Annotated in this window: 19 protein-coding genes; 15 read left to right on the plus strand and 4 right to left on the minus strand. The window is 50.6% G+C overall.

Going from position 1 to position 16388, the window contains the following annotated elements; genetic code table 11:
• Window positions 1-10: 10 nt before the first annotated feature.
• On the minus strand, window positions 11-1105 hold the full coding sequence (locus tag JFC11_RS12930) for a bifunctional nicotinamide-nucleotide adenylyltransferase/Nudix hydroxylase (RefSeq protein WP_038484350.1): 1095 nt from the start codon (window positions 1103-1105) through the stop codon (window positions 11-13).
• A gap of 175 nt (window positions 1106-1280) precedes the next feature.
• Between JFC11_RS12930 and JFC11_RS12935 the strand changes: the two genes are divergently transcribed.
• Entirely contained in the window at window positions 1281-2180 is a 900-nt protein-coding gene (locus JFC11_RS12935; protein WP_095602958.1) for a YihY/virulence factor BrkB family protein, read from the plus strand.
• A gap of 145 nt (window positions 2181-2325) precedes the next feature.
• Window positions 2326-2601: an acylphosphatase gene (gene yccX / locus JFC11_RS12940; RefSeq protein ID WP_120386934.1), complete on the plus strand. Its 276-nt coding sequence runs from the start codon at window positions 2326-2328 to the stop codon at window positions 2599-2601.
• Here yccX and JFC11_RS12945 read toward each other — a convergent pair.
• Window positions 2598-3563 carry a D-2-hydroxyacid dehydrogenase gene (locus JFC11_RS12945; protein ID WP_038484341.1) on the minus strand — a complete coding sequence of 322 codons (966 nt, stop codon included), beginning with the start codon at window positions 3561-3563 and terminating at the stop codon, window positions 2598-2600. The genes yccX and JFC11_RS12945 overlap by 4 nt on opposite strands.
• 202 nt (window positions 3564-3765) lie before the next feature.
• On the opposite strand from JFC11_RS12945, the gene JFC11_RS12950 reads away from it, so the two are divergent.
• The 13 genes from JFC11_RS12950 to JFC11_RS13010 all read left to right on the plus strand — a co-directional run bounded on the left by JFC11_RS12950 (window position 3766) and on the right by JFC11_RS13010 (window position 14840).
• Complete coding sequence (locus JFC11_RS12950) at window positions 3766-4047, plus strand: FmdB family zinc ribbon protein (protein ID WP_038484338.1); 282 nt, start codon at window positions 3766-3768, stop codon at window positions 4045-4047.
• A 66-nt stretch (window positions 4048-4113) separates the two neighbouring features.
• A complete protein-coding gene (gene aspS, locus JFC11_RS12955; protein WP_038484334.1) occupies window positions 4114-5895 on the plus strand; it encodes an aspartate--tRNA ligase in 1782 nt (593 codons plus the stop codon).
• Between the two features lie 117 nt (window positions 5896-6012).
• Window positions 6013-6564, plus strand: a complete 552-nt coding sequence (gene ruvC / locus JFC11_RS12960) for a crossover junction endodeoxyribonuclease RuvC (protein WP_198349706.1) — start codon at window positions 6013-6015, stop codon at window positions 6562-6564.
• Window positions 6565-6634: 70 nt separating this feature from the next.
• The gene (gene ruvA, locus JFC11_RS12965) at window positions 6635-7243 is read left to right on the plus strand and encodes a Holliday junction branch migration protein RuvA (RefSeq protein ID WP_089038396.1); all 609 of its coding nucleotides are present in this window, start codon (window positions 6635-6637) and stop codon (window positions 7241-7243) included.
• A gap of 42 nt (window positions 7244-7285) precedes the next feature.
• Window positions 7286-8323, plus strand: a complete 1038-nt coding sequence (gene ruvB, locus JFC11_RS12970; protein ID WP_038484326.1) for a Holliday junction branch migration DNA helicase RuvB — start codon at window positions 7286-7288, stop codon at window positions 8321-8323.
• A complete protein-coding gene (ybgC, locus tag JFC11_RS12975; RefSeq protein ID WP_038484323.1) occupies window positions 8320-8712 on the plus strand; it encodes a tol-pal system-associated acyl-CoA thioesterase in 393 nt (130 codons plus the stop codon). The genes ruvB and ybgC overlap by 4 nt, the downstream gene beginning before the upstream one ends.
• Before the next feature lie 156 nt (window positions 8713-8868).
• Window positions 8869-9549, plus strand: a complete 681-nt coding sequence (gene tolQ / locus JFC11_RS12980) for a protein TolQ (RefSeq protein ID WP_226912576.1) — start codon at window positions 8869-8871, stop codon at window positions 9547-9549.
• Window positions 9550-9560: 11 nt separating this feature from the next.
• Window positions 9561-9998: a protein TolR gene (tolR, locus tag JFC11_RS12985; RefSeq protein WP_120386936.1), complete on the plus strand. Its 438-nt coding sequence runs from the start codon at window positions 9561-9563 to the stop codon at window positions 9996-9998.
• A gap of 13 nt (window positions 9999-10011) precedes the next feature.
• Window positions 10012-11328, plus strand: a complete 1317-nt coding sequence (gene tolA / locus JFC11_RS12990; protein WP_232482903.1) for a cell envelope integrity protein TolA — start codon at window positions 10012-10014, stop codon at window positions 11326-11328.
• Window positions 11328-12614 carry a Tol-Pal system beta propeller repeat protein TolB gene (gene tolB, locus JFC11_RS12995; RefSeq protein WP_038484314.1) on the plus strand — a complete coding sequence of 429 codons (1287 nt, stop codon included), beginning with the start codon at window positions 11328-11330 and terminating at the stop codon, window positions 12612-12614. The genes tolA and tolB overlap by 1 nt, the downstream gene beginning before the upstream one ends.
• A 46-nt stretch (window positions 12615-12660) precedes the next feature.
• Window positions 12661-13206, plus strand: a complete 546-nt coding sequence (gene pal / locus JFC11_RS13000; protein ID WP_038484311.1) for a peptidoglycan-associated lipoprotein Pal — start codon at window positions 12661-12663, stop codon at window positions 13204-13206.
• Between the two features lie 47 nt (window positions 13207-13253).
• Window positions 13254-14045 carry a tol-pal system protein YbgF gene (gene ybgF, locus JFC11_RS13005; RefSeq protein WP_038484308.1) on the plus strand — a complete coding sequence of 264 codons (792 nt, stop codon included), beginning with the start codon at window positions 13254-13256 and terminating at the stop codon, window positions 14043-14045.
• 33 nt (window positions 14046-14078) lie between these two features.
• Entirely contained in the window at window positions 14079-14840 is a 762-nt protein-coding gene (locus tag JFC11_RS13010; protein WP_198349708.1) for a YciK family oxidoreductase, read from the plus strand.
• Window positions 14841-14913: 73 nt separating this feature from the next.
• Here the strand turns inward: JFC11_RS13010 and JFC11_RS13015 are convergent, their stop codons facing one another.
• Both JFC11_RS13015 and ubiG read right to left on the minus strand, forming a co-directional pair.
• On the minus strand, window positions 14914-15582 hold the full coding sequence (locus tag JFC11_RS13015; RefSeq protein WP_198349709.1) for an HAD-IA family hydrolase: 669 nt from the start codon (window positions 15580-15582) through the stop codon (window positions 14914-14916).
• A complete protein-coding gene (ubiG, locus tag JFC11_RS13020; RefSeq protein WP_198349710.1) occupies window positions 15583-16326 on the minus strand; it encodes a bifunctional 2-polyprenyl-6-hydroxyphenol methylase/3-demethylubiquinol 3-O-methyltransferase UbiG in 744 nt (247 codons plus the stop codon).
• Window positions 16327-16388 lie beyond the last annotated feature (62 nt).

Genomic DNA, 16388 nt, shown 5'->3' on the forward strand with positions numbered 1-16388 from the left:
ACCTTAGATTTTAAAATGTGCCTAAATCTGCCGGCAATCCAAGAAAATTTTGAATAATGAAGAAGTGATCTTCAAACAAGCTTTCGGGTTCTAGATCAGCAAGGGCGACCCAGCGAGCATGATCGCCGCCCTTGACTGGCTTTAAACGGGGCAACTGCTGATCAGGTCTAAGAGCAAAATAGAAAGCTTCAGCTAACGTTCGTCCACGCCAACTGCGATGAGGTTCATCAAACAAGCGTTGTCCGCGTAGCGAGCCCTTTAAAACGGGTTCGGGCACTTTAAGCCTTAAGCGTTCACGGAGCTCCCTTAAACAGGCATCTAGTAAACGCTCATGGGGATTGATGAAGCCTCCGGGTAATGCAAGAAGTCCTTTACCCGGCGCAGCCATTCGCTTTACCAACAAAATATGGCCTGATTGGACGACAACCGCATTAACAGTCACAAAAATGGGCGGATAGGGGGCTTGTGCCCAGGCTTGTTTGTATTGATCGAGTAGCTGCTGCTCTTCCAGTAGGCCGTGGTAGGCAATACCTTTGCAAAACTTGTCAACGCTTTTGACGACTTCTGGTGGTAAGTCGTGGTATGCACCTGTACTCAAATAGTCATCGGTAGAACCAGGCGAGCGAAACAACCGCTCACGTATTTGACTCGCTGAAATACCTTCAACGAGTGGAACACTGATAGACTCCCATTGAGGAAAAAGCGATAAATAGTAGCTTGATTGTCCTCTGCTTGCGCCAATCAAACCAATACGGGGTAAGCGAGCGTTAGCAGGGGAAGTCAAATCACGCACTTTACGCTGCACATCACGTACCCACACATCATCGTTGTAAAGCGCGTCAAGTAGGGGAGTAATTTCCAGGCGTTGATTGTCTTGTTCATCAAACCCAGAACGAATCATTGCCTGTCGCTCATCGAACGTCCACGGGTTGCGTAAAGAGCGTGCCTGCCAAGCAGAGCCCACTAATACGATGACTTGGCGTGCCTGTTTTAACGCCTCTCGGATAATGGCAAGGTGGCCAAGGTGGGGAGGCTGAAAACGACCAATAAACACCAAGCAATCAAAGTCGTAAGCCGTAGTAGATTTAACAGCATCCGAATTCATAACGCTTCCTTGGTCGTGGGTGAGAAAGTAGCAGAGAAAAGAGAGCCATTATGAAGTGGGCAGTTAAGGTGCGCAATGCGCCTCCGCCTGCGCTCAACGTTTTAGTTCGGTATGATTGTTAGATGTATCTTGCGCTAGTGCTTGATAGGGACACTCTTTTGTTAAGGGAATGAATATGCTGAAAAAAACGATCATTTTTTGGTGGAACGTGGTTCAAGATGCAACGGCGTTATGGCTTGAACGAAATGCCTTCAGCTATGCCGGATCATTAGCGTTCTACACACTTTTCTCCTTAGCGCCTACCGTTATTATCGCGGTAACAGTGATAGGCGTGGTGCTGGGTGAAGATGCTGCCCAAGGTCAAATAGTTGCTCAGCTTCAGGACACGTTAGGCGCTGACGCAGCACTTGCGATTGAGCAGGCCGTTGTCCAATCACGTATAGAAGAGTCAGGTATCTTACCAACAGTGCTTGGCTTTGTGGCCTTGTTAGTAGGGGCCACGACCGTGTTTGCACAGATGCAATTTTCGCTCAATACCATATGGGGCGTTACTGCAAAGCCCACCTCCAACAGCGCTCTTATCTTTATAAAAAATCGTTTACTTTCTTTAACGGTCGTACTGTCTATTGGCTTCATCCTACTAATATCGTTAGTGTTGGCGGTTGCCTTGCGAGGGATGCTCCACGGAGCTGGAAATTTATTGCCCTATGCCAGTTTATTAACGACATCGCTTGAGTCATTAATTTCACTTGCGATGGTGGCATTGTTATTCGCTACTATTTTCAAAGTATTGCCGGATGTTGTTCTCCGTTGGCAGGATGTGTTGATTGGCGCAGTAGTAACCGCCGTACTGTTTACAATTGGACGCAGCGTTATTGCTATTTATTTAACATATACCGCCACAGCGTCTACTTATGGCGCAGCGGGGTCTGTTGTGATGATTCTATTATGGGTATATTACAGTTCATTAATTCTACTGTTTGGCGCCGCTTTTACTCGTTCCTTGCTACTTCGTCGTGGGCGGCCATTGGTGCCACGTAATAGTGCAGTGCTGGTGAAGCGAGAGTTAGTGTAAGACAAGAATTGGTTTAAAAAAGGTGGGTAAAAAGAGCCCTATAGAGAGCTCGTTTGAAAAGAGTGGATATCAACAGACTTCAGCCTGTCGATTTACCAGGCTGAAGTCTATAAATGCTATTGTATAAACACTGAGAGGACAGTTTATGTCTACTTGTTGTGTACGCGCCTATGTAACAGGAAAAGTGCAGGGAGTATGGTTTCGGCGTTCAACACAGGAACAAGCGCTTCAACAAGGGCTAACGGGCTACGCCAAAAACTTACCCGATGGACGGGTAGAGGTAGTGCTATGCGGTAATTCCACTGCCGTGGCTTCTGTTACTGAATGGTTATGGCAGGGACCCAAAGGAGCGCAGGTAACCCATGTCACTATTGAAGTGCTGGATGGCCACCGCGCTCCTGATCATTTCGCAACCTACTAATTGGCGCTTAATCCACTCGCCTCAGTTTGCCATTGCTTAATATTATCAGCAGTGAGCGCCACAATGTTCTGGCGAGCCTCAGGGGTAATCCAGGCATTGTGAGGGGTCACTATCAAATTAAGTGCCTCTCCTTCTGCTAATGCTGTTAATAGAGGATGACCTTCTTTCGGCGGCTCAGTGGGGAGCACATCAACCGCTAACCCTCCAATCTTGCCAGCACGAAGCGCCTCAAGTGCCGCTTCTTCATCGATGATGCCGCCCCGGGCACAGTTGACTAATAGCAGTGATGACTTAGCGTTTGCCAAGCGTGTGCGATTAATAAGGTGCTTGGTTGTTTCGTTAAGCGGGCAATGCAAGCTAATAATATCTGCCGTCGGTAATAAATCGTCGAGAGAGGGCCGCTTGTCGTTTGATTCATTGCCAGGACGAGCAGCAAATGTAACCTTCATCCCAAACGCTTCAGCTAAACGTGCCACTTCTGAGCCAAGCTCACCTTGCCCCACCATCACCAGATGCTTATTGGAAAGCTGCAGCGTCGAGTGAGCTTGTAAGCAAAAGAAATCGCTGCGCTGCCATTCGCCTCGTGCGATGTCAGCTTGGTAACGTGGCAATCGGTTTGCCAGTGTCAGCATTAACATTAATGTGTGCTGAGAAACGCTAGCTGTTCCATAGGCGGTGACGTTCTTTACAATAATGTTTTGGGCTTTAGCTGTGTCGAGATCAATATTGTTAAGCCCAGTAGCCAACACACAAATAAGCTTGAGTTTAGGCAAAGTTGATAGTGTTTCTGCGTTCAGTACAACCTTGTTGACGATCGCTATGTCCGCATCTGACAAGCGCTCACTTGCCTGTTCGGCAGTGCTTTGCTGATACACCTCTAAATGACTAACAAGGTCTCTAATTGCTGTTAGATTGATATCCGCGCCTAAGCTCTCGGCATCCAGCATTACCGCATTGGGCATTTTTCTTTTCTCCATTATCTGCCGAAAGGCACTTGGCCTTGCTCAGCAGGGGGCACAAAAGGGTATAATGTGTCGCTCTATCAACCGCAGTCTTGGAATTTATCCCAGCAGGCCACATATTCTTTGCCTGGCAAGCGTTGGATTTGCCACTAGTTTATACAAACTTAGCCTGTCGGAGTTGAGCTTTTCAGGAGTTATCAACATGCCCATCTATGAGTACGAGTGCAAGGCCTGCGGTCATCGCATGGAAAAATTGCAGAAAATCAGCGCGGATCCGCTTAAGGATTGTCCCGCGTGCCAGCGAGCCAGTCTTGAACGCTTGGTCTCGGCGGCTGGTTTCCGCCTTGCTGGCGGCGGTTGGTATGAAACCGATTTTAAAACAGGAAGTAAGAAAAACTTGGCAGCAGAAGGCCAATCTACTTCTAGCACTGGTGCCACAAGCGATACCAGTAGCGCATCAACGAAAAAGGGCGCCGCGGCTTAGCCGCGGTTGTCAGGGTCAGAACGGCCCACGACAATCTCATTGCCACGCAACAGAACAGGATTAGACATGCGCAGCCATTATTGCGGCCAGCTTAACGAAACTTTGGTGGAACAAACGGTCACTGTCTGCGGTTGGGTTCATCGCCGCCGTGATCATGGTGGGGTCATCTTCCTGGATATGCGCGATCGCGATGGTATCGCTCAGTTCGTAGTCGACCCTGATACCGCCGAGGCATTTGCTAATGCTGACCGTGCTCGCAGTGAGTACGTGCTTCGTATTACTGGCCGTGTCCGGTTGCGCCCTGAAGGAACGCAAAATCCCAACATGCCAACAGGCATGATTGAGGTATTAGCTAAAGAGGTGGAGGTGCTCAACACAGCTGCCACACCACCTTTTCAGTTGGATGAACACAACAAAGTAGGCGAGGAGGTTCGCTTAAAGCATCGCTATATCGACCTTCGACGCCCGGATATGATTGAGAAGCTACGCTTGCGTTCGCGTATTTCTCATAACGTCCGCGCTTACTTGGAAAACCAAGGCTTCCTGGATATCGAGACGCCGGTATTGACTCGCGCAACGCCGGAAGGTGCCCGCGACTACCTCGTTCCTAGCCGGACACATGCAGGCAGCTTCTTTGCATTACCGCAGTCGCCACAGTTGTTTAAGCAGCTGTTAATGGTGGCTGGTTTTGATCGCTACTATCAGATCGCTAAATGCTTCCGTGATGAAGATCTGCGGGCTGATCGCCAGCCTGAATTCACGCAAATCGATATCGAAGCCTCTTTTGTGGAAGAAGACGATATCATGGGCATTACCGAAGCCATGATTCGTCAACTCTTCCAGGAAGTGCTGAGCGTTGAGCTGCCTGAGTTCCCACGGATGACTTGGCAAGAAGCAATGGATCGCTTTGGCTCTGATAAGCCTGACCTGCGCATTCCGCTAGAGTTGACCGATGTTGATGACCTGATGCAGCAGGTTGATTTCAAAGTCTTCTCGGGACCTGCAAGTGCGGAAGACGGCCGCGTAGCGGCATTGAAAGTACCGGGTGGCGCCAAATTGTCTCGTAAAGAGATCGACGAATATACTAAGTTCGTTGGTATTTACGGTGCGAAAGGGCTGGCGTGGATTAAGGTCAATGAGCGTGCCAAAGGGCTTGAAGGTCTTCAATCACCCATTGTTAAGTTCATGGAAAATGTGGTTGAAGAGCTGCTTGATCGCGTAGGCGCTGAAGATGGCGATATCATTTTCTTTGGTGCGGATAAAGCGCGCATCGTCAATGAGGCCATTGGTGCATTACGCGTCAAGTTGGGTGCCGACCTTGAGCTTTACACCCAGGCGTGGGCGCCGTTATGGGTTGTCGATTTCCCGATGTTTGAAGCGGACGACAACGGTCGCCTCAGCCCGTTACATCACCCGTTTACTGCACCTTCTTGCTCGCCAGAAGCGCTTAAAGCTGACCCAGCAAAGGCCTTGTCGCGTGCTTACGATATGGTGCTTAACGGAACCGAGCTCGGTGGTGGTTCTATTCGTATTCACGATCAAACCATGCAAAGCACTGTGTTTGAAATTTTGGGCATTGGCCAAGAGGAAGCGCAAGAAAAATTTGGCTTCCTGCTGGATGCTCTGCAATACGGTGCGCCTCCCCATGGCGGTCTAGCGTTCGGTTTAGATCGTTTAGTGATGCTGATGGCTGGAGCTAAGACAATTCGTGAAGTGATTGCCTTCCCGAAAACCCAAAGCGCCGGCTGTTTAATGACTGATGCACCAGGTGAAGTCAGCGCGGATCAGTTGAAAGACTTGAACATCCGTCTGCGCCAAAAAGCGAAAGCAGAGACCGCCAGCGAGTAATTGCTCAGCTCTGCTTTATAGCTCAGCAACGAGAAGTTCGCCAACTAGTAGTTCAGCACCGACGTTTAGGCGTCGGTGTTTTTGTTTGAACCGCTCGCTACCAATAGGACAGCTGCCATGGATGAAAAACAGCCCGCTCCCGCGATTAGGATTTTGGGTATCGACCCTGGTTCGCGTATCACGGGCTATGGTGTCATCGATTTAATAGGTGTTAAGCCTCATTATGTCGCCAGTGGCTGCATTAGAACGACCGATGGCCCTTTAGAGCAGCGTTTGGCGCAAATTTATGCAGGTTTAAGCGATGTAGTGGGGCTGCATCGGCCCAATGCCGTCGCCGTTGAGCGAGTCTTTATGGCTAAAAATCCCGATTCAGCATTGAAGCTTGGCCAAGCACGGGGCACGGCTCTCGTCTGCATCGCGAATCACGGTCTGAACATTGCAGAATACGCAGCACGGCAGATCAAACAAGCCGTTACTGGCCAAGGCGGGGCGGAGAAAAGCCAGGTGCAACATATGGTCACCGCTATTCTGCAGCTCTCCTCAACGCCACAGGCGGACGCCGCGGATGCGCTAGCTATCGCGCTTACCCATGCGTATGCAGGACATGGCTTACTTGTTGCACCCTCTAAGGGCAGTCGTCGGCGCAGCACAGGGCGGTGGCGGCTTTAGTTGCTTACTGGTCATTTGTACAGAGTGTCTTTATAGTAAATGACTGCTTTTTATTATTGCGAGCATACCTATGATCGGTCGTATTAATGGTTTTTTGTTAGAAAAGCACCCCCCTTGGATTGTGGTTGATGTGCATGGTGTCGGTTACGAGCTTGAAGCCTCTATGAATACCCTAGTGGCACTTCCAGCCGTAGGAGAGAGCGTATCCATGTATACGCATCTTACAATTCGTGATGATGCCCATTTGCTTTACGGCTTTGGCCGTGAACAAGAGCGCGCACTGTTTCGTGCCCTAATCAAAGTCAACGGCGTAGGGCCAAAGCTAGCACTAGCTATCCTTTCTGGAATGGACGAAGCCGCCTTTATGCGCTGCGTCCGTGACGACGATAGCAAAGCACTGACGAAGCTTCCGGGCGTTGGTAAAAAAACCGCCGAGCGGTTAATTATTGAAATGCGTGATCGTTTCCCTGAATGGGAGAACGCGGCGGATGCGCCCCTCGCGTTAGAAGCGGCGAATGGTGAACCTGCTCCCCGTGACTCGTTAGCAGATGCGGAAGCTGCCCTGGTGAGCTTGGGCTATAAGCTTACTGAAGCCTCAAAAATGCTGGCTGACATTAATCCCAAGCAGTCAACCGAGGCGATTATTAAAGCCGCGCTGACAAAACGCATGACTGGGTAACAACGTGGGTTATTTCATGGAACGACTGATAGTGCGCACTTTATGTTAGAACATGACCGATTAATTGCGGCTGAGCCCGAACAAGGGGAAGGGCGTATTGATCATGCTATTCGTCCCAAACACTTAAAGGACTATATTGGGCAACCGCGGGTACGCGAGCAGCTTGAAATTTTCATGGGGGCCGCAAAGCTACGGCAGGAAAGCCTAGATCATACCTTGGTATTTGGGCCCCCTGGGCTGGGTAAAACAACGCTTGCGAATATTATTGCTACCGAGATGGGGGTAGGGCTGAAGTCAACTTCTGGCCCAGTGCTTGAGCGTGCAGGTGATTTAGCCGCCATGCTGACGAACCTTGAGCCAGGTGATGTGCTGTTTATTGATGAAATTCACCGGCTGTCACCCGTGGTAGAAGAGGTGCTTTATCCGGCAATGGAAGATTTCCAACTGGATATTATGATCGGTGAAGGGCCCGCAGCCCGCTCAATCAAACTAGATTTGCCTCGCTTTACCTTAGTAGGTGCGACAACGCGCGCAGGCTTACTAACCTCTCCATTACGTGATCGCTTTGGCATTGTGCAGCGCCTAGAGTTTTACAACCTTGAAGAGCTGACGGAAATTGTAACTCGCTCAGCCCGCTTGCTAGGTGTTGAAACGAGCCATGAAGGCGCAGTGGAAGTTGCCAAGCGTTCCAGAGGCACCCCGCGTATTGCCAATAGGCTGCTGCGTCGCGTACGTGACTATGCAGAAATAAAGGGCAATGGCGTTGTTGATGTTACTCTCGCTGATGCGGCGCTTAATATGCTGAATGTCGATCACCATGGGCTGGATCATATGGACCGGCGGCTCTTGCTGGCAATGATTGATAAGTTTGATGGCGGACCTGTTGGGATTGACTCAATCTCAGCCGCTATTAGTGAAGAACGCGGTACCATTGAAGATGTCATCGAACCTTACTTAATACAGCAGGGGCTGATGATGCGCACGCCAAGGGGGCGCGTAGTGACGCGGCAAGCGTGGCTACACTTCAATAAAACGCCTCACGAACATGCTATTGATCCAGAAGGAGAGCGGCGCCCATGAGCAATGGGTTCACGATGCCGGTGCGCGTATATATGGAAGATACTGACGCCGGTGGAATTGTCTACTACGTTAACTACTTGAAGTTTATGGAGCGCGCTCGCAGCGAATGGTTACGTACGCTAGGTCTTAATCAGCAATCTTTGCTAGACGATGGCACCCAGCTAGTGGTATATCGCTTGGCCTGTCACTACAGCAAGCCGGCACGCTTGGATGACGCACTTATTGTCAGTACAAATATTGAGAATGTTGGTCGATGCCGGATGACTTTTTTGCAGCAAGTGCAGCGAGATGAGGAACTCTTATGCTCTGCTACAGTCGAGATAGCCTGCTTATGCGCGCATAAGATGCGGCCAAAAGCATGGCCAAAAACATTGCAAGCGCTTGGTTGATTAGTACATCGAAACACGCATAAACCTATGACATGTGTAAACCTATGGAGTAGATAGCGCGATGTAGCGTGCGTACTTCATGACCTTTATATACCACCACTGTTCGGAAATTCCGACATTAATAGCTTGATGAGGGTAACTGTGAACGATAACACCATGTCCATCCCCCACTTGATAATGAGTGCCAGCACGGTTGTTCAGCTGGTGATGTTACTGCTGGTGGTGGGGTCAATCCTCTCATGGGTGGTTATTTTCCAACGTAGCATTGCCCTGCGCAGGGCAAAACAGGAATACAACCAATTTGAAGAATCCTTTTGGTCGGGTGTCGATTTAAACGAGTTATACCGAGAAATTCCTGCTGACGACCCACGCTATGGAGCAGAGCATATTTTCCAGGCGGGCTTTCGCGAATTTAATCGTTTAATGCCAAAAACCCGTAACCCCGACACCATCTTAGAAGGAGTGCAGCGGAGTATGCGAGTCGCCTGGTCACGGGAAGAAGATCGCCTAACGCAGCATCTTGTATTTCTCGCAACGGTAGCATCCGCGAGCCCTTACATTGGCTTGTTCGGAACGGTTTGGGGGATTATGGGGTCTTTCCAGTCCCTTTCTATGACACAGCAAGCTACATTGGCAACCGTTGCACCTTGGATTGCTGAAGCATTAATTGCAACAGCCATGGGCCTGTTTGCAGCTATTCCTGCGGTAATTTTCTATAACCGTCTATCGAATGATGCCGCTCGTTTGTTGGGCAAGTACGAAGACTTTGCCGAGGAATTTCACGCTATCTTGCACCGTAATTTGCAAGGTCGTGAAAGTAAGTCCAGCGCTAGCTAAGGGAGTACGCTATGCAAGGCCCGTTTAATCGCAGCGGCAATAAAAAGCCGATGGCTGAAATCAACGTAGTCCCCTTTATTGACGTCATGCTGGTCTTGCTGGTGATCTTTATGATCACCGCACCAATGCTCACTCAAGGGGTGCAAGTCGACCTGCCTCAAGTCACATCAGAGCCTATCGAAAGCCAAGACGAAAGCGATCCGATTATTATCTCTGTCGATCAGGATGGAGGCTATTTCATCACGCTTGGCGAAGACTCAACGGCTGTCTCTCTTGAGCAAATGGCAGAGCGAGTAACAGCGATATTACAGCGAAGACCTGAGACGCCTGTCATGGTTCGCGGCGATCGCAACGTTCCATACGGACAAATAGTCTTATTGATGAGCACACTGCAACGCTCGGGTGTCGCTAATGTAGGTCTGTTATCTGAGCCGCCACAAGATGGTTAAACGTAGCGCGCAAATGGCAATCAAACCACCCCGCGACCCACAGGATGTTGGCTATACGTGGCCTACTGTCCTGGCGGTTGCGGTGCATCTATTAGTTGTGCTTTTTAGTTTGGTTAGTCTGCCAAGCTCTACGGCAGAGCCAGACTCATCCTCTATTGTGCAAGCGACGTTCGTCAGTACTGAAACATTCACTGATCAAGCACAGCAAACGACGGATCAGCAAGCAGCTCTCAATAGTTCAACCGACCCCGATGAGGCTGAGCCAGCACCTGAGCCTGATGCAAGTGAGCAAGAAGCATTGCAGCAGCAGGCAGACGAAGCCGCTGCGAGAGAAGAAGCTCAAGCGCGAGCAGAAGAGCAAGCTCGCGAGCTGCAGGAGGCTCGAGCTCAGGCCGAAGCCGAGGCGCAGCGACGAGAAGAAGAAGCACAGCGTCTAGCCGAACAGCAGGAATTAGAAGCTCAAGCCAGAGAAGAGGCTCAACGGGAAGCCGAGGCAGAAGCCCAGCGCCAGCGGGAAGCCGAGGCAGAAGCCCAGCGCCAGCGGGAAGCCGAGGCAGAAGCTCAGCGCCAACGGGAAGCCGAGGCAGAAGCCCAGCGCCAGCGGGAAGCCGAGGCAGAAGCTCAGCGCCAGCGGGAAGCCGATGCAGAAGCCCAGCGCCAGCGGGAAGCCGAGGCAGAAGCTCAGCGCCAACGGGAAGCCGAGGCAGAAGCCCAGCGCCAGCGGGAAGCCGAGGCAGAAGCTCAGCGCCAGCGGGAAGCCGAAGCAGAAGCACAGCGTCAGCGGGAAGCCGAGGCAGAAGCTCAGCGCCAGCGGGAAGCCGAGGCAGAAGCTCAGCGCCAGCGGGAAGCCGAGGCAGAAGCTCAGCGCCAGCGGGAAGCCGAAGCAGAAGCACAGCGCCAGCGGGAAGCCGAGGCAGAAGCTCAGCGCCAGCGGGAAGCCGAGGCAGAAGCTCAGCGCCAACGGGAAGCCGAGGCGGCCATGCAGCGTCAGCTAGAGGGAGAAGCCCAGGCTGCTGCTAACGCACAGCAGGCGCAGCAAGCTGCGAATGGTTTTATTAATATTGTGCGTCGAGCGGTAGAGCAGGCATGGTTAATTCCAGCAGGTGCCAGTGACGCAATGAGTGCTACGATTCAAGTAAGGCTTGGCCCATCAGGAGAGGTACTTTTAACCACTATCGCTTCATCCAGTGGTGATAGTGCCTTTGATCGGTCTGCAATGCAGGCTGTTGAACACGCTGCTCCGTTCAGCGAGCTGAGGGATTTGCCCGCAGAGCAGCAGCGTAACTTACGTCAATTTAATCTGCGATTTACCCCGGGGGATGTTCGCTGATGCAAACCATAAGCAAAGTGTGGCTGTTTTGTGTGCTGCTATTCGTTAGTAGTTATGCAAATGCAAACCTAACTATCGAAATAACACGTGGGAGCGACCAAGCCTTACCGATTGGTATCGTTCCCTTTGCAGGCGGCGATAACATGCCTGAAGACGTGGCTCAAATCATCCAGGACAATCTCGAACGCAGCGGCTTTTTTGCGCCTTTAGAACGCAGTGCGATGTTTGATAGGCCAAGCCAGGCGGATGACGTTGAGTTTGGCACTTGGCGTTCTCTAGATGTGCGATATTTAGTGGTAGGTAGAGCGCAACAGACAGGTAGTGGTTATCAGATTCAATTTGAGTTAATGGATATCAGTGGACAGCGCCGTATGATTGGCGAAACGGTCACTGCAAGCACGAACGATTTACGTGGTGCTGCTCACTATATTAGCGATCAAATTTTTGAAGAAATTACTGATATCCGGGGTGCTTTCTCAACTCAAATTGCTTATGTAACTGCTCAAGGATTAGGCGATAATATGCAATTTGGTCTGTATGTGGCCGATGCGGATGGTCGCAATAGTCAACAAGTGCTTACCTCCGACCAACCGATCATGTCACCTGCATGGTCTCCCGATGGTCGGAAACTGGCATACGTATCCTTTGAAACAGAGCGTCCGGCTATCTATATTCAAGATGTTTCAACTGGGCAACGGATACAGGCAACTTCTTTCGACGGTATCAATGGTGCTCCTACATGGTCACCTGACGGGCGCAAAATCGCTATGTCACTGTCCAAAGATGGACAACCAGAAATTTATATCCTAGATATCAATAATCGCTCAGTAGAGCGCATAACTCAAAACAGTAGCATTGATACCGAGCCAGCTTGGGCACCTGATGGACGTAGTCTGTTGTTTACCTCTGACCGTAGCGGTGGGCCGCAAATTTATGAATATTCGCTAGGTAGCGGTGAAGCAAATCGCATCACATTCACCGGTAACTACAATGCGCGCGCACGCTATTCACCTGACGGGGAGTATATCTTTTTAATTCACCGCTCCAACCGTGGATACCAAGTTGCACGTCAGGAGCGTGATGGAGGACGCCTTGTTGTCATCAGTGAAACAACAAGAGATGAATCCCCTAGTGTTGCGCCGAACGGGACCATGGTAATCTTCGCTACCCAACAGGGTAGTAATGGGGTGTTAAGTGCCGTTTCAGCGGATGGCCGCTCGTCATTTAGATTACCCGCAGCGCAGGGTGATGTGCGCGATCCCGCGTGGTCACCTTTTTTAAATTGATTGACGAAAAGTTTTATTTTTTTGTTTTCAGGCAAGGAGTCTGATTATGCAACTTAAACCGTTGGCTCGCTCATTGGCAGTAGCGTTATCTATCGTAGTTATCGCTGGCTGTTCCAGCACCGGCGGAACCCAGGACGGTGACTCTTATGGAAGCCAGGATGGCAGCGGTACCGGAACTAGCACCTCAGGTGCCGGCACTGGTGGCCAGTATGGTTCTACATCTGGTTCCGGCGCAGGCGCTGGTCAACAAGCCGATTCTCGCATTCCAGAAGTGCGCACCATTCATTTCGATTTTGACCGCGATACCATCAAGAGTGAGTATGAGTCGGTTGTAATGGCACATGCCCGCTATTTACGCGCCAACCCGAATTCGCGTGTTGTCCTGCATGGACACACCGATGAGCGTGGCACACGTGAATACAACATGGCTCTTGGTGAGCGTCGTGCTAATGCTGTACAGCGTTTCTTGAATATCCAAGGCGTATCACCGTCTCAAATGAGCGTTGTGAGCTATGGTGAAGAGCGTCCGGTGGCTAGCGGTCAAAGCGAAAGCGCTTACGCTCAGAACCGTCGTGTTGTCTTTAATTACTGATGGCATTGGCGCGCGCTGCGCGCCAACCCTTAATGTTCGGAGTCATCATGATCCACAGTCTCAAACGTTATTTTGAGAGGCTGTGCGGTGCGGGAGCCATAGTGCTCCCGCTGTCCGTATTGCCTTTAACAGCCTTTGGTCAGCAGCCATTAGTGCATGACTTATCATCGGGGTCAGGCGGGTTTTATCAGGAAGCTCAGCGCCATGAAGCTTCTGGTGGTAATTTAGTACTATTTAATCAGGTACAAGAACACCAGAAGGAGATTCAACAACTACGTGGTCAAATTGAAGAACTTCGACACCAGTTAGAGCAGCTTCGCCGGCAATCACAGCAGCAATACCTGGATATTGAAGATCGTTTGATGAATAGCGGCCCTAGCCAAATTGAACAATCGACTCCTGCAGTGGAACCCGAGGCGGCAGAGCAAGTTGCCAACGCAGCTTCTACTCGGAACGTCAGCGAAGACGCTCAGGCTGACTACCAAGCAGCGTTTGCCCACGTTCAAGCACGTCAATTCGAAGATGCGATCAATGCATTTAAAGCCTTTGTTACTGATCACCCCGACAGCAGTCTGACCGCGAACGGACATTACTGGCTGGGGGAACTTTATGCTGCTGAAGGTGAACTTGGCGCTGCTGATGAATCATTTAGCCGTGTTATTGAGCAGTACAGCGGCAGCAGTAAAGTACCCGATGCGCTTTATAAGCTAGGGTTAGTAAAAGCGCGGCAGGGCGAGGCTGAACGCAGTCGTGAACTGCTGGAACAAGTACGTGATGATTATCCGCAGAGTAGCGCTGCAGGACTTGCCAATGACTTTTTACGTCAGTCGGCAGGATAACGTCTGTTTACACTTTTGTATCAAGGAAACCTCATGAGCTGCAAAATCGACTATCAACCAGCGTCCAATCTTTTGGAAAACCGCGTCGTGTTGGTAACCGGTGCGGGTGATGGAATTGGACGTGCTGCTGCACTTACCTACGCCCGCCATGGGGCAACTGTGATACTGCTTGGCCGCACGATAGCCAAGCTTGAGCGTGTCTACGACGAAATTGAAGCAGAAGGCGGGCCTCAGCCTGCAATTTTTCCGCTCAACTTTGAGGGTGCAACACTCAAAGATTTTCACGATATGGCTGAAACGCTGGACAAAGAATTTGGCCGTTTAGATGGATTGCTGCATAACGCTGGCTTGCTAGGCAGAATTACTCCTTTTGAGCAGTACAATCCAGCGTTATGGGAACAAGTCATGCAGGTCAATATCAATGGGCCTATTTGGATGACCCAAGCGTTGCTACCACTGCTTCAGCAGTCAGCTGATGCTTCTGTGGTCTTCACCTCATCAAGCGTTGGGCGAAAAGGCCGAGCCTACTGGGGGGCATATTCGGTTTCAAAGTTCGCCACTGAAGGTTTTGTGGAAGTGCTTGCTGACGAACTTGAAAACCAGTCTACTGTGCGGGTCAATACGTTAAACCCAGGGGCAACACGTACCCAAATGCGCCGAACTGCTTATCCAGGCGAAGATCCGTTGACGCTGCGTACCCCTGAGGAAATCATGCCCACTTACTTATGGCTTATGGGGCCAGACAGCACGGGGGTTAGTGGCCAGAAATTTGACGCTCAACCACCACGTGGATAAACGTACCTTGCCCATAGCTTTCTGACGTTCCGCACCGCTTGTCGATGCTCTATGCGTTTTCATTCAATTAACGCTATGAATGAAAAGCAGTCAGAGCATCGACTAAGTCTTTACAGGTTTCAAACCATAAGTCAGCTGGCCATTGCTGATAGTCGTCTTCCTCACTGATATACCCGTAGCCAACGGCAACAGCCGTCATTCCCGCCGCTTTTGCTGCCTCCATATCACGGATATGATCACCGACGTACCAACACGCTTGTGGCGCCACGTTAAGCCTGCGCGCAGCCTCCCAAAGAGGTTCCGGAGCGGGTTTTCTGACCGCTAGATCATCTGCACATAAAAGAGCTCCTGGCGTGAGCGCCAGGGCCTCAAGTAGCGGAAGGGTATAGCGCCTTGGTTTGTTCGTTACGATTCCCCACAAGCGTGATGCTGAATGCCAGCGGTCTAGCCATTGGTCAAGGGGTTCAAATAGCCGACTGTGAACAGCAACTGCTTTTTCATAATTATCTAACAAATACTGTCGCGCCGTATCATGTTCAGTTGAACCACTTTCGATACCAATAGCCAAGGTTACTAAGGCACTGCCTCCGTTAGAAACCTGACCTCGTATTTTCCCATAGGGCAGTGGTGTCAGCCCATGATGCCGCCTCAATGCATTCGTTGCTTCAGCAAGATCAGGGGCAGTGTCAACAAGAGTTCCATCTAGATCAAACAGTATGGCTTCAGGTATTGATGTTGACATTTATTGGCTCGCTTTTCGGCAATACATCATGTAATTGACCGATACATCATTTGCGACCAAGCGGTAGTGACGAGTCAACGGATTATAGGTCAGTCCCGTTTGTTCATTAATCTCAAGGTCTGAGGCTCTTGCCCATGCGGCCATCTCAGAAGGACGTATAAATTTTGCATAATCATGGGTGCCGCGCGGCAATAGCTTAAGCACATACTCAGCACCTAAAATCGCAAAAGCATACGATTTAGGGGTACGATTTAGGGTCGAGAAGAAAACGTAGCCCCCAGGGCGAACCAGCTCACTGCAAGCACGAATGACCGATGCAGGGTCAGGCACATGCTCAAGCATTTCCATGCAGGTTACGATGTCATAATGCCCTGGCTGCTCTGCTGCTAACGCTTCAACACTTATCAGCCGATAGTCCACCGATGCACCGCTTTCTGCCGCATGTAGTCGGGCAACGTTAAGGGGCGCTTCTCCAAGATCAATGCCGGTAACATTAGCACCTCGATGGGCCATCGATTCACTTAAAATCCCACCACCACAGCCGACATCAAGCACCTTTTTACCGGCTAAGCCTGCACGCGCGTCAATAAAGTCAAGCCGCAAGGGATTGATAGCGTGCAGCGGCTTGAATTCCCCCTCTGCGTCCCACCAACGACTAGCAAGTGCTTCAAATTTCGCAACTTCCGCTGCGTCGACATTGTCGTGGTTGCGATGAGTAGTGCTATCCTGAGGTATCGCTTGCATGTTTTAACTCCCATTGTCGGTAAGTTGGCATGAAGGTGGCAACCAACCAGTCGTTCAGTATT

The organism is Vreelandella alkaliphila, assembly GCF_016107625.1.
Classification (GTDB): domain Bacteria; phylum Pseudomonadota; class Gammaproteobacteria; order Pseudomonadales; family Halomonadaceae; genus Vreelandella; species Vreelandella alkaliphila.

What these genes read in the sequence shown, in the direction of transcription:
- ruvB (WP_038484326.1), top strand. Translation starts at nt 7,286, where the DNA reads ATGTTAGAACATGACCGATTAATTGCGGCTGAGCCCGAACAAGGGGAA.
- JFC11_RS12950 (WP_038484338.1), top strand. Translation starts at nt 3,766, where the DNA reads ATGCCCATCTATGAGTACGAGTGCAAGGCCTGCGGTCATCGCATGGAA.
- aspS (WP_038484334.1), top strand. Translation starts at nt 4,114, where the DNA reads ATGCGCAGCCATTATTGCGGCCAGCTTAACGAAACTTTGGTGGAACAA.
- tolB (WP_038484314.1), top strand. Translation starts at nt 11,328, where the DNA reads ATGCAAACCATAAGCAAAGTGTGGCTGTTTTGTGTGCTGCTATTCGTT.
- JFC11_RS13015 (WP_198349709.1), bottom strand. Translation starts at nt 15,582, where the DNA reads ATGTCAACATCAATACCTGAAGCCATACTGTTTGATCTAGATGGAACT.
- pal (WP_038484311.1), top strand. Translation starts at nt 12,661, where the DNA reads ATGCAACTTAAACCGTTGGCTCGCTCATTGGCAGTAGCGTTATCTATC.
- JFC11_RS13010 (WP_198349708.1), top strand. Translation starts at nt 14,079, where the DNA reads ATGAGCTGCAAAATCGACTATCAACCAGCGTCCAATCTTTTGGAAAAC.
- ybgC (WP_038484323.1), top strand. Translation starts at nt 8,320, where the DNA reads ATGAGCAATGGGTTCACGATGCCGGTGCGCGTATATATGGAAGATACT.
- ubiG (WP_198349710.1), bottom strand. Translation starts at nt 16,326, where the DNA reads ATGCAAGCGATACCTCAGGATAGCACTACTCATCGCAACCACGACAAT.
- ybgF (WP_038484308.1), top strand. Translation starts at nt 13,254, where the DNA reads ATGATCCACAGTCTCAAACGTTATTTTGAGAGGCTGTGCGGTGCGGGA.
- tolR (WP_120386936.1), top strand. Translation starts at nt 9,561, where the DNA reads ATGCAAGGCCCGTTTAATCGCAGCGGCAATAAAAAGCCGATGGCTGAA.
- ruvA (WP_089038396.1), top strand. Translation starts at nt 6,635, where the DNA reads ATGATCGGTCGTATTAATGGTTTTTTGTTAGAAAAGCACCCCCCTTGG.
- ruvC (WP_198349706.1), top strand. Translation starts at nt 6,013, where the DNA reads ATGGATGAAAAACAGCCCGCTCCCGCGATTAGGATTTTGGGTATCGAC.
- JFC11_RS12930 (WP_038484350.1), bottom strand. Translation starts at nt 1,105, where the DNA reads ATGAATTCGGATGCTGTTAAATCTACTACGGCTTACGACTTTGATTGC.
- JFC11_RS12945 (WP_038484341.1), bottom strand. Translation starts at nt 3,563, where the DNA reads ATGCCCAATGCGGTAATGCTGGATGCCGAGAGCTTAGGCGCGGATATC.
- tolQ (WP_226912576.1), top strand. Translation starts at nt 8,869, where the DNA reads ATGTCCATCCCCCACTTGATAATGAGTGCCAGCACGGTTGTTCAGCTG.
- JFC11_RS12935 (WP_095602958.1), top strand. Translation starts at nt 1,281, where the DNA reads ATGCTGAAAAAAACGATCATTTTTTGGTGGAACGTGGTTCAAGATGCA.
- yccX (WP_120386934.1), top strand. Translation starts at nt 2,326, where the DNA reads ATGTCTACTTGTTGTGTACGCGCCTATGTAACAGGAAAAGTGCAGGGA.
- tolA (WP_232482903.1), top strand. Translation starts at nt 10,012, where the DNA reads ATGGCAATCAAACCACCCCGCGACCCACAGGATGTTGGCTATACGTGG.